We start from the raw sequence: 17796 nt of genomic DNA, 5'->3' as shown, positions 1-17796 counted from the left end.
CAAAGGATTCGCTATAATTTAATGCTTTACGTCTGTTACTTTAATTTCCGACGGACTTGCATTGCGTACAGGTACAAAACTGCCCGCCTTGTCATACCCAACCAGACCGTAACGGTTAAAGTAAGCAATTTTCCCATAGCCTTTACGGAGTTGTTCCGGCAGATCCTTGCCTACCGTCACTTTGCCCATATAAGCTATGGTTCCCGATCCCGTATGGGAAATTACGCTTCGACCGGCAACTACATCCCTGCCATATATAATATCTCCAGCAACAGTATCTGCTATCACATTGCGGTCCGCTTTAACGGTTCCCAAATATATTATATTCCCGTTTTGCGTAATTTTAGCTTCCACGTTACCGTTTGCATTAACAGAATCAACATAAATAATGCTTCCGGTCCTCATCAGAGCGGTAACATTGCCGCCGGCTCTCACATTTCCGTCATACAAAATAAAACCGTTTCCTGCTTCCGCAATAATCCTGTTGCCTGTTTCCACAGAACCGGCGTAGCGGATTATACCATCCTGTGTGGTCGCTTTTACTTCCCCACCGGCTTTTACAGAGCCGGCATAGGTTATATCGCCATTTTTCTTAACGGTCGCCGTAATGTCTCCGCCGGCATTTACAACATCATTGCTGCCAGTGTTGTCCAGCACGCCCGCCAAAAAGATTTCGCCGGTTTCAGTTTCAGATGTTATACTGCCGCTTTTCGATACAATCTTCCCTTCAACGAGAATCAGGCCGTTTTCCGTTTGCAGACTGATGTTGCGGCCTGCAAGGATGTTCATCACCTCATGTACTTTCTTATCCTTGTAAAGGGTAATTTCTCCGTCACCGCCGGTTTTCAACGTCAGGTCCTGCCGGACGTCAAAATCGCCGCCGATGTTGATATCACCGGTTTCGCTGGTGATGGAAAGATTCTTTCCGGTTGTTTCCAGCTTTCCGTATCCCGTAATCACGCCGTTTTTACTGGTAATTTCCATGCTTCCGCCAATGACACTGCCGGTTATGTAGATATCCCCTTGCGCAGTATTATTATGCAGTGCTGCCAGGTTCCGGGCTGTTACGTTACCATTCACTATCATATCACCGTTTTTCCCTTTGCCGGTCTTATCCTGGTCAACCTGTATCGTAGCATTCTCCGCACTCATGCTGCCGGGCACAGAAATACCGCCGCCTGCCAGAGTCTCTAACGTGGCATCGGTACCTGCTGAAAGCTCACCTGAAAGCAGCAGATTGCCTTCGCTTTGCATGATCGCCTTGCCGGAAGTTTTTACATCGCCCACATTCATCGTCGCTGCATCTCCCAGCTGTCCATTGACACCCTTGATATAGGCTTGCTCCGCTTCCAGCGAAATTTCCCCTCCGGTGTTAAGGATACGCAGCGGGTCGTTAGCATAGCCCAGTATGCCAGAATTCGGATCCGATGTCAGCCGCAAATGCTGCCCTGCATTCAGGTAAGCGCCGCTATAATTCTTATCCCAGGACATCTGGATGCCTGCCGCAGAGTCCAAAGCAATCGTATCCCCGGCATACAGGGAACCAACATACAGTGTGGCGGATTTCGAGCCAATATTTTTGATATAGATACTGCCGTTGGCATTGGCACTCTGCAAATCGCCCATCAGGTCGACCCCCAGATACTTATCTGCAGCACCGATATCCTTTGTGCCGCCATAAGCAATGAGGTTTTTCGCTTTCACGTTAGCCTGACCGGCATCCTTGCCCTGCAGCGCGTTGTAGATTCCTTCCTGCGTATACAGTCGAACATCCTGATTTTCCGCATTAATAACACCGGTATTTAAAGGTGAGTAAACGCCATTTTCGTCACCTCTGCCGGCGACAAACACATTCCCGCCGCTGGCGGTGACATTCACCTGCCCTGACGCCTTTACGCCTAAAGGAATCAGATTACCGATGACAAAGGAATACACTGTTCCGTCGGTCTGTACCGTATTGCCATTGGCATCCCGGGCCGTTACGGTCTGTTTGCCCTGTGAATCAGTACCAAAGGTCAGAATATTTCCGTTTTTATCTTTTATCGTCACATCTGCCGCGTCCGCATTAGCCAGCAGCTTCATATTGGAAATGGCCTTCTCGGATCCACCGGTCAGATCGCTGGCAAGGATGGTTGTTGTAGTACCGCTGTTCATGCCGATACCTTTGGCAACCAGCGTCACATTTTTTCCCTGCACGTTAGCCATCTTGCCCTGGGTCTCTGCCGTCACGCCGCTTTCCTTGTTCACAATGGCATTGCGGATGGAGTACAGCAGTTGCTCCTTGGTCCACACATAGGTGGGGTTTTCATATTTTTTCACGATTGCCTGATAAGTTGCGTCCTGAGTCAGATACTCAGCGGCGCTGGCATATGTGGAACCATCCGCTTTCGTGAACCGTTGTTTAACTGGCTCTCTGGCCCCGCCTTTCACAAACTCCTCATATTCTGCTTCTGCCCTTGCCTTATAATTAGCCGCATCCTGTTTCAGTCCCGTGATATAAGCGCCTTCATAATCGGGGGTGCCTTTGATCAGTCCGGTATCGATCCAGTGCCGCACCAGGTCGTCTTCATCCACATTGTTACTGCTTTCCTCCCGGGGCAGAGCATCCAGCAGCCGTCCGTTCTTTGCCGTCAGGATCACGTCACCATCCTGGGACATCACAGACCCGATCCGCATATCGCCCGTTGCTTCTGATAAATAGATGCTCTTTTTGGCGACTGCGTCCACATTGGAGGATTCCGGGGTAAAGCCATAGGCTTCCGAATGAGAATCCATGACGACAGCCTGTTTCTCCGTACCGATTCCGCCATTGATACTGGTCAGGGAAATTTCCCGGCCTTTTACGGCAGTATCTGAACCCGACTGGGTAATATTGCCATCCGCTTTCAGCATTACATCGCCGGTGCCATTGGTTTCGTTTCCGATACTATACAGCTTCTGGATCTCTACATTACCAGGCAGAGCCTGACCTTCCGCCGTACCGCCCTGTACGGTTACGTCTATATCTCCACCATCGGTGGAAACCGCGCTGAGCAATACTTTGTCAGAGGTGGTATAGGTCTTCCCGTCACGGTTAGCGGTACGTACACCCAGAGAAGTAATATTGATATTTTCAATGTTATTCCGGGCCTGCAGATCTGCTTTGCCGGTAATCAGGGCCGTATCCCCTTTCTGGATGATACTGCCTGCCGCCGTGTGGATAGTCAGCGACGCATTAGCCGTATTATTCTTGATGGTATCGGTCAGGTTGATATTGGAACCTGACTTGTTGGTCCCGGTAATGGAAATGCTTCCGGTTTCCGTGCCGATAAAGCCGATGCCGATATCCCGATCCGCCTTCAGGGAGAAGGTGTAGGACTGGCTGGAACCGGTCTTCGTAGTCCATTCCATATGATATTTAGGGTTTGACCAAAAGGCCCAGAAGTCGCCGGACTCTTTCCATGTTCCTGTAACAGTGCGGGTATCACTGGTCACCCGGTTTTCATACACTGCGCCAAACTCCGTGCTGTTCAGCTTTTTACTGTAATCGGTGTCTTTAATCGCATCGATAAATGTACCGCTTCCCAAATCACGGGTAGCCCCCTTATTCATTTCCTTCACTTCGCTGCTGCTTTCCAGTTCTTTAAGTTTAGACTGGCTGCTGGAAGTATCCAATGCGCCCCAGAACAGAGAGTTCTGGACTTTATGGTAATATTTCGTGGTGCCGGTTTCCGTGCCCAGGGTCCAGTTATACCGCAGGCCTCCCTTCACCTTGTATGTACCGGATGGCGTGGCGCCGATGTTATAGCCGATGCCGTCCAGCGTTTTGGCCGCTTTATCCGCTGCAGCGCTGTCCTTTGCATATTGACTGTATTTCTCAATCCTTTTTGTAGCGGAACGTGTATATTCCGTCCACATATCCTGTGCCAGATCAGTGATAGTTATTTTGCCTTCAATATTGTTGTTCAGTATTTTCCCTACATTCAGGTCATACGCAGATTTATTATTGACTGTGATGTCAGCCCCGCCGTCCGCTGCCAGGATCCTGCCGTTGCCCGTGCTGGAAATGCGGCCGGTCAGATAAATCCGGCCTCCTTTTGTATCAATGTTTTCCAGTACCAGCTGCTGATTCTGCGGGTCGTAATACACCTGCGCCACGTATTTAAAGGCGCCGATGGTATGATCAAATACAGGCTTGCCGCCATCGTTCACCTTATACATGGTACGGCCCTCAACAGTCACTTCATTAGACTTAGTCATGAGGCTGTTAATATCTTGGATATCGCCGACTTCCGCTTCGTATTTGCTGTAGCCGCTCTGGATGAGGCCGTTCACGTTAATATCCGCCGCCGCGATATACACGCTGTCGCCGGCGATGCGTCCCAGTTCCGCATTGGTGATGTCTGTAGCCGTCTGCTTCAGTCCTTCTGTCTGGGGCTCTGATTTGTTCACCGTCTTATCCGCCAGCGTATTGCCTTTTGCAATATTCACTGCAAACTTTACTTCATCCGCATTCAGGTCCTGGGGCCGTCCGCCGATATTTACAATACCGTCCACATAGTCCTGGGAGATGCTGTCCTTAGCGGTGAGCTGCACCGTCCGGCCAATAATGTTGGCGCCTTTTGATGTACCGCCGATGGTTATGGAACCGCTGCTGTTAGTAATGCGGATATCCCCGGCATCGTTGCTCACATCCCCCGCTACCGCCACATCGGTAATGGGAGTATAGGTTCCCTGCTTACCGGTAGAATCCTTTACCGAAACGGAAGATCCCACCTTGTTTTCGTTGGTAATCCTGATCACACTGGCCTGATTGCCTGCCGTATCGTTCCGGAAGACAGCGAACGCCGCCGGATTCTTCTTATCCTTGTTCAGCCCGTTGACTTCCTCATTATTCTTCACGCTGGTCGGAACTGTACCATTCCCCTTAAAGAGGATTTCCCCTCCCGGGTCATGAATCCGAATCCCATCCAGTTTCAGATAGGCATTGGAATGATTGGTAATGGTCACCTGGGGGACGCCGTTGGCTTCCAGTTTTCCTTTCCCGTACAGGTTTTCCGATTGTACCGTAATGTTTCCGCCGCTGGCCGAAATTTCCGGAATCTCCACATACCGGATGGTAATGCCGCTGGTAGTATAGACTTTTTCCTCTTTACCGGTCTGCGGGTTCCTTTCCTTCCTGAACAGATTTCGCTTGTCCAGCTCGTCCAAAATGCGCTGCCGCTGCTGCACATAACCCAGATAGGATGCCATGCTCTTGGTGTCCGTACCGGTACTGTATTCCTTGATCAGGGCTTCCACTGCCGCCAGCTGGTTCCCCAGCTGGGTCGCATAATCCATATCGCCGGTCTTGATATCGTCCTTGTTGAAGTTTTCGCTGGAACCAGTGGTGTCGATAACCAGCTCCGACTTTCCGCTTACCGGCGTAACGCCGCCTGCTTTGGGTACAGCACTGCCAGTAATGGTAATATTCACCTTGTTGTGGATGCCCGCTTTCAATGCGCCTTCCACGTTTACAAAGTTATTGTTCGTCTCTTTGATATTAGTTTTACCCGGCTCATTCGTGACCAAACTCGAACTCGTAGAGGCATTTGGCTGGAACAGATTATAGATTACCTTGGAGTCCTTCTTTACAGATTCCGACCCGTTGTCCGCCGTTATGTTGATATTGCGGACCGATGTGGCGTTTCCGCCGGCGCTGACTTTTACCTGATGATTGTTTTTCATGTTATATTTAAAGCTGGGCTCCGATTTAAGCGAAGCAATCGTATTGTTGTGACCTTCCACAATACCCGTCAGCTTTACCTGAGCATCTGCCCCGTCCACGTCGCTGCCTGCGTAAAGGTTAATATCGTGACTGCTGGATAAAGATCCATTCACTTCAATCTGGTTACTGCGATTGATATTGTTCTCCGAAAATATGTTCAAAAAGCCCTCAAAACCGCCTACCCAGGCTTCAGCCAGGGAATTCAGGTTCAGATTATCGCTGGCGCTGAGGATCAAATCTCCGTCGTCAAAAGCCCCTTGCTGATTCAGGGCTGCACCCTTGCCAATGGTAATCTTACTGGTTTCCGTAGTGGTATTGATACTGTGCACGCCCATGTTTTCAGCGAATCCGCCGCCCTTGCCTTCTACCTTGTTAGACAGATTCATGGCGTTATGAGCGTCGTATATCTGCCCCTTAGCCGTGGTCACTTTGCTGTTATCCTCAGCCACAATATTGGCTTTTGCCGTCACCACGGAGGTGGATTTGACATCCGGCGCAAAATTAAAGACGCCGCCTATATTCATATGCGTATTGTATTTTTCCTTTTCCCAGGCGCCGGTAGTGATGTTATTTGCAGCCAGCACATAGGACCGATTCGCATTCAGCGTCGCCCCTTTGGCCAGAACGGTTTTGGTATCCGCTGTCACGTTGTTGTCGGATTTTGCCCAGTTCACGCTGATGACACCGCCGGCTCCTGTCCTGGCGGTAGCACGGGAGGACGTGGTTTGCACAGCACCGATATCGGCCTGGCCCGACACATTCCATGCACCGGCCAGGGTAGCCGTTGTAGTAGTCTTGGTATCCATCGTCACCGTAGAAGGATCTGCTATAGATATGGCAGCGCCGGAATCCCCGTCCGCATAACCGGAGGCATTGGCCTTCCCCGTAGCGCTGATCTTCAGATTCTTCACATCGCCGCCTGCTGCCCGGACAGTACTGAAGTCATTGGCAGAAGCTTCCGCATTTCCAATGCCGATTGCCATAAGCAGACCCACGGAAGTATTGCCCATGGTCGCTTTACGGCCGGCATTGTTCTGGGAGATTACCGCGAGGGATGTGCCCGTTTCCTTATCGGTGTCCTTTTCTTTCTTTTCCGGTTTCCTGTACGTTTCCTTCCCAACGTTCACAGTGGCTGTGGTGTTGGTAATGGCATTGGCGAAGTTGGGATTAACGGAAAGGCCCAACCCTACGCTTGTGCCAGTCGTTTCCGCCTGCGCCAGCAACCTGTCTTCGCTGCCAATGACGGCCTGGGTGAGCACGCTGTCTCCCAACAGTTTGTTGTCATCCGCCACCGTCACGTTAGCCGAAGCTTTTGCCCTCACATCGCTGCGCATCACAGAAACGCCAATAAGAGAAGCAGCGGTTCCGCCGGCATCCGATCGCAGGACCGGTGCGTTGACGGCTTCCATCTTAACGGTATCCGCCTCAAACGTATTGCCGCTTCCTTTTACCTGCACATACGAAGTACTTACGTTGGTTTTGTCATTTTTGTCGGTTTCCCAGTCCCTGGTTTTGGCGGAATTCACCACAACGGCCAAGCCCCCTGCCCCTACACCCGTAGTTTTGGAAGCCACTCTGCCGGTGCGTTCCGTCAAAAGGCTGACAGCGGCCGTTTTATCCTTGTCCTTTCTTGATGCGGATAAGGTGCTGCCGCCTTCCACAGTGACAAAGGTGTTTGCCAGATTCGTATTATGGGCCACACTGACAGAAGCAGTGCCCAACGCCGCGCTGGCTCCGATCATCAGGGCCTTGCTCCATGCGGAATCCGCAGACTGCAGCGTCAGGTCGCCGTCTGTGGCAGTGAAGGTACTTTTATTAACTGCAATGCCGGTACTTCCTTTGGTGGTCAGACCTGCATAGCCTACGCCTACTCCCCCTATGCCTGCGCTTGCCTGAACCGTACGCAGACGTATGGCGTCTTCATTATTTTCCGTGATATTGCCCTGTTTCGCCGCCAGGGAAACGCTGGTACCTTTTACCGTGGAACCGGCTACCGTTATATCGTTCAGTTCGTTCAGATGATATACCGTATCCGCTACGCTGACAGCGCCGATACCGCCTGCACCGCTGCCGCCGTTCAGGTCAGCGTCATTTTTTTCTGAATTATTAACGCTTACAGCGCCGGAAGCAGCTTCCAGCGTAGACTTGTTCTGCACATAGGTATGTACCCCGGTACCCTTCTGACTGTTCCCGGCCTTCGCATTAACCTTCGCCTGCTCCTTTGCCTCTTTCTTTTCCGCGTCACTTAAACCGTAGAAACTGTCGGTCAATTTGGAAGTCGCTTCATTATTGATGCTGTTCAGTACTTTGCCCAGGCTGTCCTTATGGCTGAAAGTTCCTTTGGTGTCGCTGGTGCTTTCACTGTCTGTTACGTTTTCCAAATCATTGATGCCGCTGTTCAGGGAAACAGACAGCACGTTCACCGCAAGGCCGCCTATCCCAGCGCCTACGCCCGCTACGGTAGAATTTATGGCCCGTTCCGTAGCAGTGTTTACCGATAAGCCATCCTTAGCCTTCAGCGTACTGTTGTTTATTAACGTACTGACGGTATCGTTCAGGGTGTTCACATCCACGCCGACGCCGACCCCCGCCAGCAGGCCTGCGCCGCCCGTACCTGTAGCGTCCTTGATCTTCAGTTTGTTGGATGTCCCGATGCCAATAGTATCACCCTGCAGGGAACTGCCGACGATGTTGGTGATTACAGACGTATCAATATTGTTGACGGCCGCGCTGCCGGCAACACCTGCACTAAACAGGCCGCCTGCCACTCCTACAGATACCAGCCGGGATTCCAGCGTGGTACTGTTGGACGCCTCCGCATTGAGTTTGGACTTTGCTGTTTCGGATTTCAGTTCACTGTTCTGCACGTTGGCCAGGACGGAAGAATCCTCATTCACCACACCCACGCCCACATTCAGGGAGCCGGCTCCTTTTAACGAAAGAGTCAGGCCTGCGTCAATGTTCAGGTTGTAGATACGGTCTTCATGATCTGCCTTTACGGCGGTTTCCCCTGTGTAATCCAGTGTAGTATTGGTAACGGTAGCAATGGTGACGCTCTTCATCTTGCTGCTGCTGCCGTTATCACCTGTCTCTAAAGCGGCGAAAGAACTGCCCGCCACGGCTCCAGCCACATTAAAGGCTGACATAGCCTGCTTAGCGTCCGCTGTCACCGCAAAGTTTTTCGCAAACACCGTATTCAGAGACTTGTCTTCCGGCGCCGTATACTGCTTCCTGGAAGCATCCCAGACAGCCTTGGACGTGGATACCCCTGCGCCGGTCTCCCGGTCCACGGTGTTAAAGTTAAAGGTCAGGCCCGCTGCTCCGGCACCCTTATCCCCGAAGGCCACCGCCGCCGCGCCACTGAATTCAGCCTCATTGGTATAATCGGCTGCCCTCACGGTCACATCGCTTCGGGTAACCTTTGTATTTACTTTGGAATCCAGTATCTTCGCCGTTGTCTTTCCGCCAATACGGTTGATGTTCAGCAAGCCCGCCAGGCTGGCGCCGATACCGCTGTCTCCCGCGCCTACCGCCACGCCGGCGTTGGCCAGCACGGAAGATATGCCGTGGGTAGCGGAAGCGTCCACCACTACGCCGGTCTTTTTCTCTTCTTCCCGGCCTTCCTGCAGCTTACCGCCGGACCAGGTGTTTTTGGTCACTGCGCCGTCGATCAGATACGCATCGCTGCCTGTGTTGGCCTTCAGCTTACTCTTTGTTTTGATCGTCTTGTCCTCTTCCGTGCTTCCTGCAGCCACTACCGTGCTGTCCTTTATAACAGCCTCCGTGGAGCCGGACAGTTTGTTGCTGGAGCCGCTTACGCCGAGGGCGGCGGAAACACCCTGGCTGCCTGCAGCCACGTCCAGCACGCCCGCATAGTTGCTGATAGCCTCATCGCTCAGGGCCACCACGCCCACATTGCCTGCGCTGTTGATATTCGCCTTCTCAATTTTAGCCGCAGCATTGTTCTCAATGTAATTATGGCTGCCGGAACCGCCTGCGACTGCTGTTCCTTTCACAGCCACAGAAGCCCCCATGGCCACGCTGGTGATTTCGCCTTTGGCAGTACCGTTAATATACAGGTTCCCCAGATTCATAGCCGTGGCGTTTTGTTTATCCGTATAGGTCACACCTCCCGTAGTGGTATCTTTGATGCGGTTCACCCCTGTCGCCACAACCCCGGCCAGGAAAGTGTCCGGCCCGGCAAGCTGCAAAGCCGCCGCCCCGGTCTTCAGGGTGGAAGAAGTGTCCGCTTTCACAGTCACCAGCGCCGCCTTGCTGCCGCCATCTTTGTCAACAGAGGTATCCTTCAGCCCTGCCGTATTATTTTTGAAAATATTGGCGTCCGCCCCGATGCCCTGGGCGGCAAATTTCGCGCTTTTCACCAGCCCTGCGCCTACGGCTGTCGTGGTCGCTTTGGAAGTATCCGAAGAGATGGCGCTGATTACAGGAGATTTGCCGTCCTTTTTCACGGTCGTAATATCCGTATTGTTGATCTCAGCCCGAACGGTTTCTCTTCCGTCGCCGGCTTCGGATCCCTTGTCGCTTTCTGATAAGGCCACGCCGACACCCAGTGCTACCGTTGTATCTTTAATGGCCAGCTCGGCTGCCCCTGCTATCGTAGTCTTTGTAGTTTTATCCGTCGCCTTTACCGTCACGGAAGATGCGTTGGTTATTTTATCCTTGCTGCTTCCTTTCTTTCCGTCTTTATCTTCCCCGATAACGGCTATCGTATCGTTGTGGCCCCGGTTGATACCAAAGTTGCCGTGAGCTGCTACATTGCCATCATCCTTGTAAGTAGCCGCAGCGCCCAGCGACAGGGCCAGAGCATAGGCGTCATTTGATGCGTCCAGGGACACCTCTACACCTTTCGCCGCCTCTTTCGCCCGAATCTGGTTGTTCCCGGCGTACACACCCGTAGTGTCATCCATGCTATTATAGGCAATACCTAAGCCCACCGCATTCCTGCCCCCGGCAAAGTCGCCGGTCACGTTCACAATGTGACCGGTGTTCTTCGCCACGGCGTTTACCGAATTGGCGGCGATACCACTGTTTGCAGCCGTACCGTTACGGTTTCCGGTGACCGACACAATATTATCCTGATCCAGATCGTTAAAGGACAGAGAACCTACACCGCCCCAATCCGCTTCGCTGAAACTGACGCCCGCCGCCACAGATACGATATTGGTATGTACGTCCGCCGCCGCCTTGACAGAACCAGCTTCCAGCGCCTTATTGTTCACAATGTCAGAACTGAACTTGTTCGCCACACGGTTCACGGAAATTGCCGCTCCGGCGGCGTTCGTCTTTCCTTCGGAAATCTCTGCCGCCACGCTGACAACGGCGCTGCCGGCCGCAGTCCCCGTCCCCAGCTTCTTCGTCGTGTCGCTGCTCAGGTACCCCATCCCGGTAGCATCCACCTTGCGGTCTCGCAGATATTTTTTATATTGATTCTCTTTTTTGCCGGAAATATCCTGACTGGTCACCGTCACATCGCCGGCAGCCTTGACGGCCTCTGTGCCGGAAATATAGCTGCGGTTGGTATTCTTCAGCTCCGTGTAGGCCAGGGAACCTGCCGCCGCAACGCCCCGGTCCGAACGGGAAAAACCCAGACCTGCCGCCGCGTTCACCTGGGTCAGGGCGTCCTCGCCGGCCACCAGCATATTGGAAAGACCCGTGTAGGATCCCCCCTGAATGCCGCTCTGGATATCGTTATTGATTTCGCTGACGGCCGCAGTCATGCCGGCCGCGATGCCCGTTCCCGCCTGATCCGTCTTGACCCAGGCTAAATCTACGCCGCCGGACACCTGGATATCACCGTCATAAGCGCTGTTTTCCAGATCCGTACCGCCTGTATAGGTCATATTATCGGCATTTCCCTCATACCTGGAGGTTGTGTCTATCAGCAGTGCGTGGGCTCCGGTGTTTGCCTTGTTCATGGCCAGGCCGAAAGAGACGCTGGCATCCGTACTGGTCCCCTGGCTGTCATTCGTCAACGCCAGGCCCAGGGCCACCGCGGCTTCCGAACCGTTCCGGATGGCAGTATTCTTAATGTTGCCTGCCTGGGAAATCCGGGACGACAGTACAAGCGCATCTGCGTTCCGGTTCAGATGGTTGACCGCCAGCGCGGTGCCCAGCGCGCCTTTTTTTGCATTGTTGTTGGCAGCCGCCCCGGTTGCGCCGGTAAACCAGTTCACTGCCGCCGCGCCGGCCCAGGCCCCGCTGAACACATCGTCCGTCGCCGTATTGACCAGGGAACCCGCCTTGTCTGCTTCCTTCTGCTTGCGCAGATTCACATCGGCGCCGCTGATGACGGCCGCTGTTTCGCTGTTGACTTTGTTCCAGGCCACGCTGGCCGCCGCTGTGGCGTTGAAGGACGCTTCCGACGCGTTGTCGTTAGCAGGCTGCACCGGGTTGTAGTCACCAAAGTTCCACTTCTTACGGAGCTGCGTATTATTACTGGCTATCGATTTAAGCTTTTTAATCGGGAAATCCACCACATTCTTGCCCGCGTCCGTCAACTGGTCGCGCAGATAGGTTCCCTTCTTATCCCAGTTCGTGAGAAAATCAAAACCGGCGTGACTTTCCGAAGCCTCTGCGCCCTCAATCCCCACGGCGTTCAAGGTTCCGATGCTGTTCCCCGTCACAGAAACGTTATTGGTTGTTACCATGCCTTTGGCAGCCCCTGCAGCTGTTTTTGCCCCCAGGGAATCCGTCAGTTTTTGCTTTGTCAGCTTAAACTCCGCGTCCATCCGCTGCACCTGAGATTCCGCAGCCGCCACTTTACGGGCGGTGGCCAGGGTATTCTCCGCCTTGATCTTGTTCTGCTCCTCCGCGCTCTTTTTCTTAAATTCGTCCGTGTCTGTATCCGTCACGGTCGTAGACGCGTCCGAACCGGTATCGCCGATCATGGCGATGCTGTTCACGTCCAGCAGGTTCACCGCCACCCCGGCGCCCACCGTGGCGTTGGTACGGGCACTGCCCAGAGCCAGGCCGCCGACCACATTGGTTATCGTAGTGCTGCTATCGGCCCCCATGGAAAAAGTGCCTGCCGCCTTGACCGTTGTTTCATCGTCCAACAGCACCAGCGTGTTGTTCCCTCCCGTCAGCAGGTTCAGGGAACCGGACACACTCAGGTTCTTGTCCGCCTTGCCTGCGCTCAGGATGATGCCGGTCTGGATCATTTCGTTTTTGGCGTTCAGGGCAATGTTTCCGCTGTCCTTTCCGGCCGTATTCGCTGCAAGCGACACATTTTTCCCGGACAGGATCAGGCTGTCGCCGATAAAATCCTGTACCGCCACGGTGGTCCCGGCAGCATTGCCGTTGCTTTCCGACATGGCAAAATATTCCCCGCCGTAGCCGGTGGCCGTCACCACATCGGTATCCGACAGCGTATTAACTTTAATATTTTTCCCGGCGGAAATGTTCGCTTTTTCTCCCAGGGATACGATACCCTTATTATGCAGCTTGGCAATGTTAATGGACGCCGCCAGGTCCAGATTGGCGGAGCCGTTGTCCTGGGAATCCACTATGTAGCTGCGAACATAATAGTTGGTATAGCTTTTCGGGCTCAGGGTGTCAGATAAATCCTGCACCAGATTTTTTGCTTCCGTGTTCAGCTTGGAAATGTTCTTCCCTTCTTTTTTTAAGAAGTTCATTACCGAATCACAAAAATCCCAAAAGGAAGCCCGGTCTGTCACCGTTTCGACTTTTCCGTCCTCCAGCATCTTCTGCACCTTCACGGTATCGGATTCTAGATTGGCCAGTTCCGGGAACTGATATCCAAAATTCTTTAATATCTTCCACATCTTTACCGCGCGGTCCGCTACTCTTTTGTACGGTTCTGCCGCATCGTAGGCCTGCTTGGCCGTCGCGTTCAGGTTCACGCTGCCCTTATCGGAAACCAGGGACGCGGCCTCCTGGTTCGCCTTTGCCCCTTGCAGTTCCACCTTGGCATCGTTTTCGACATTGCTATACAGGACGGAGGTCGCAACCGTGACCTTGGACGCGGTGTCCGCATCCTGCTCATTGGCCCATCCCTGTAAGGAATGGTGCAAGCTGTCAATGTGCGCATTTGCCTCCAGTGTCACATCCCCGCCGGGAACCTCCTTACCATTGGCATCCTTTTTGACTGCGTCTCCGGTGGCATTCAGGGTCACAGCGGGTCCAATGGTAACCGCAGCACTGTTGACACTGTCCACCACCGCCACAGCGGCGCCAGCCGTAATATATCCCTGTGCAGTGTTAAAGGCATTCTCCAGACCCGCCAGTTTATCTCCGTTGACAAGCCCGTTCCAGTGAAATTTTTCTTTCAGCTTGTTGGCAAGCTTATCGCCTTTGGTTTCCCTGTTTATCAGCGCAAAGCCAATTAACCTGTCCTCTCCCTCGCCATTGGCATCTTCTGCGGCCACCCTAAGGCCGGCAATCTCGTTTTCTGCCTTGGCCTTTATCGCCCTGGCCTTTACGGACCGGTTGATGTTTACATTGGTTGCCGTATCAAAATCCAGTACCGCGACAGATGTAGACGCAAAGGTTTTATCCGCGCCCTCTACATAGCTGCCGGCCTTCAAGTCGCTGATTGCATGAGCTTCCGCCGTAAAGTCTCCGGCCGATTCGATAATATTCCCCTTGTCAATATCTATCTGGGCCAGATTATCACCGCTCAGCCAGGACACTCCCACATATATGGAATTGCCCTTGTCTCCTTCTGCTATGAGTTGCGTGTTAGGCGTCAACGCCAGAGTTTTCATTTCAACATTTGTATTGGCGTTCGCCTTCAAGGCGATGTCGCCTGCCTTGGAAGTAATGCGCCCCTTCACATTGACCAGCGCCTTGTTTTTCACAATGCCAACGGTAGCTGCCGCAACCGGCATCGCCGATGTGGTATCCGCCACCTTATACGGCCTGACCTTGGCTTCCAGCTTGATTTTCGTGGACGCATCCGCCTGAAGGCTCACATTACCTTCGGCCATAATATCACCGTTTTCCTTCAGGTTCACCTGAGCCGTGGAGTGTTTCTGCGCACCGGCGGCATCGATGTTCAGGCCAACCAAATCGCTGAGCAATTCTTTCCCAACATCCATAATCGGCTTGGTCAACGTAAACTTGGTGCTGTCAAACACATGGGTTGCGCTGGCCGAAATATCCGCTTTTCCGTCAGTCTCTATCGTGCCGTCCATGTCTACCTTGGCGTCCAGATCAGTTTTTACGATCGTTTCAATCGTAGGCGCATACAGGAACGTATTGTTGTGTTCTGTCGCCGCCCGCAAAATCACATCACCGCTCTTGTCATCCGCTTCAGCCTTCAGTCCCATGCGGGAAAAATTTGCGTTCGTAATTACGTTGCCGCTGGTGTCAATGGCATTCACCAGGTTGGTAAAGTTTATATTTTTATTTCCCCGCAGCCATGCGCCTTTTTGAATATCGATGTGGGCAGCGCCCAGCAGCATGCCACTGCGGGTGTTCACCTGACCCTGAATGATAATTTCGCCCTTTGGAGCCAGCTTGAAGCCCTTTAACTCCCCTTGCTCGGCCCATTCGGTACGCATCACGTTAAACTCTCCGTCAGCGCTGCGTTTTCCAAAATTCGAAATATAATGTTTGAATTCATACGCCATCTGAGTGGTGCTGCCCCACATACCGCTGGTGTTCACCCTGCCGTCGAAATTATCGGAATGAGGCACCATGCCTATAAAACGGCCCGCATTGATGACGCCGGTGTTACCGACGACCATGCCGTTAGCGCTCAGGAAATATAAATTGCCGCCGATGCGGTTGTCCTTGATTGCGTTCACCGTGCCCTGGATATCAATTTTGCTGTTGACCAGGTTCACCAGGTTGTCCGATTTGATCTCCGGATGGTCCTTAAGATGAAAATACATATTGGCAATATCGCCCTGGGAAACCTGGAATTTCTGGAAACGGTTATAGCCAAAATTTCCATCGTCGTTGCTCAATATCTTCTGTGTATAGATATCATGTACCTTCCCGCCGGAGGTCAGGGAATTTTTATCCGCATCCGTGATGACGGAAGCGAAACCAGGTGTGGCCTGGAGCATAATACCCACCGTCATCAGCGGCACGATCCAATGGGCTGCCGTACGGGGATGCCATGCCGAGTCAAAGGCCTGCTCCAGGACGTCAGACTCTGCCAGCGCAGCGGCATACATACGGCCTGCTATTGCCTGGGCATGTGTCGCCAGCTGGCTGACGATACTTCTTGTATTATTCTTGCCGTGGTTCTTCGCGATTTCGGAAACGACCACGTAGCATTTTCTAGCATGACTCCAGATTACTTTGAACGCCTTATTCATAAACTGACCCCCATCTAACCCGCATGAAAAAAACGGAATAAAAAACCAAAATGAAAGAGACGACTCCGTGCTGAAACACGATATATCTCACAATAACCCACATTACATCATTATTTCATTATTATAACACAAAACCCGTGACAAAACTATGGCAAATTCTGAAAAAACTACACTAATTAAAGAATCTTTTACTCATCATTTATTGAATTTCTTGCTCTTCGATTTAATGAATTTTATCTTCCTCATTAGTCGAATTTCAAACTATTAATGAATTTCACACTCTTCCCTTGCAGCATTTACAAAATACAAGGCCGTTTAAGAGAAAACACCATTTTGTGCTATACATAAAAAGACCCGCAGGTTTCCCTGCGGGAAATTGTATTTAATTATACGGCACTGCTTCCGTCCTCCAGTTTACTTGTTCGTGTCCCTGAAACCTCTCGCTACGATTCTCTGCGCCGCTTCCTCCGAGCCAAACTTTTCCGTTACGATCTGCTTGTAGGTAGCATTGTCTATTTTGCCCTCTTTCACCTGTTTGGCCAGGTTACCAATAAACCTGGCATCTTCGCTCATGCCGTCCCCCAGCCCGTTCTTTATGTTCACATCGTTTATACCCTTAATTATATCATGCTCCTTGGCTGTGGTACGCGTACTTTCGTAATGGTTGCTGGCCGACTGTTTCTCCAGATAAGCAATCTTCTTTCCCATCTCCGTTTTTTCTGCCGCACTCAGGTTCGTATCCGTCTTCAACTGTTCCCGCAGTTTCTGCGCCTCCGCGTATTGCTGCTGATGCCGTTCCAGCGGCGTACCCTGCTTATGGATGGCCGTCTGCTCATTGAACACACCCGTACCTTTTTCCGGCGCCAGGGATTCATTACGGTGTTGCAGTACTTCACCTGTTTATAAACCTGGGCGCCCGCGTTGCCGGTAATGTGCCAGCCTTTGTCCTCAAGATTATTCGCAGCCAAATCCAGCACGGTATCTCCCGTTGCTTGAAGAAACGCTTCCCCCATGTCTTTATGATTCACGTATGCGTCTGTCATAGTTTCGGTGTAGTTGGTGCAGCGGAATAAGCATTGGAGAATGCCTGGTTACCTGTCAGTGTACCATACGCGTTAACCGACTGGTCCGCCACGAATTTTATCTCCTGGGCTTTTATTGTTTTATTGTCCCAATCCCAGCTTCCTGATCATATTGTCCGCCTTCGTAAGTACTGATGGCTACCCATATTTTAACTTTTCCCTGAACAGAAATGAGAGTAGAAAAAAGTGCTTTTCATTCATTTCTCTGAATTATCTGTGAAGCTTAGAATCCTCGAGGCCTAATTACCTTTCTCGGTCACTTAAGTGACCGGACTTTTTTCGTAACTCCAGCAGTTACGCGGTTTTCCATCCTGCTTTCTGTTATAAATAAAGACAGTCTAATTGTCTGTCTCCAAGTGATACTTCTTTCGTTCATTTTATTGCTTTGTTCGGGAAAGCTGCCACTACGCTGACGCGTAAATTTCGTGTTATATATTAAAAATAGAGAAAATCTTTCTACCGGAAAGAGGCTATAAAAAATTCACCGGACGCATTTTTATACGCCCGGTGAGATGTCGGCGAAAAGCCCTCAAAAACAAAACAATCGCAGAAGTTAAACTGCTCTGCGTCATGCCGGCTTTCACTAACTTGTGGTGAAAGGCTCGATTTGTGTATTGGAATCCCCGATCGCTATGAAATAGAGGATGCGCATCTGGAT

At 51.9% G+C, this 17796-nt stretch carries 2 protein-coding genes and 1 pseudogene; all 3 read right to left on the bottom strand.

What is annotated here, in order from left to right; all coding sequences use genetic code 11:
- Positions 1–18: 18 nt before the first annotated feature.
- On the bottom strand, positions 19–16056 hold the full coding sequence (locus tag QZV31_RS08165; RefSeq protein WP_295359547.1) for a leukotoxin LktA family filamentous adhesin: 16038 nt from the start codon (positions 16054–16056) through the stop codon (positions 19–21).
- Positions 16057–16470: 414 nt separating this feature from the next.
- Positions 16471–16899 carry a hypothetical protein gene (locus QZV31_RS08160; protein WP_295359546.1) on the bottom strand — a complete coding sequence of 143 codons (429 nt, stop codon included), beginning with the start codon at positions 16897–16899 and terminating at the stop codon, positions 16471–16473.
- 709 nt (positions 16900–17608) lie between these two features.
- A pseudogene (locus tag QZV31_RS08155) lies at positions 17609–17796 on the bottom strand (hypothetical protein); the annotation flags it as partial.

This window comes from uncultured Succiniclasticum sp. (assembly GCF_902793885.1).
In the GTDB taxonomy this organism is placed as follows: domain Bacteria; phylum Bacillota; class Negativicutes; order Acidaminococcales; family Acidaminococcaceae; genus Succiniclasticum.
Note: the sequence above shows the minus strand (reverse complement) of the source record. Positions and strands in the feature narration are given on the sequence as shown.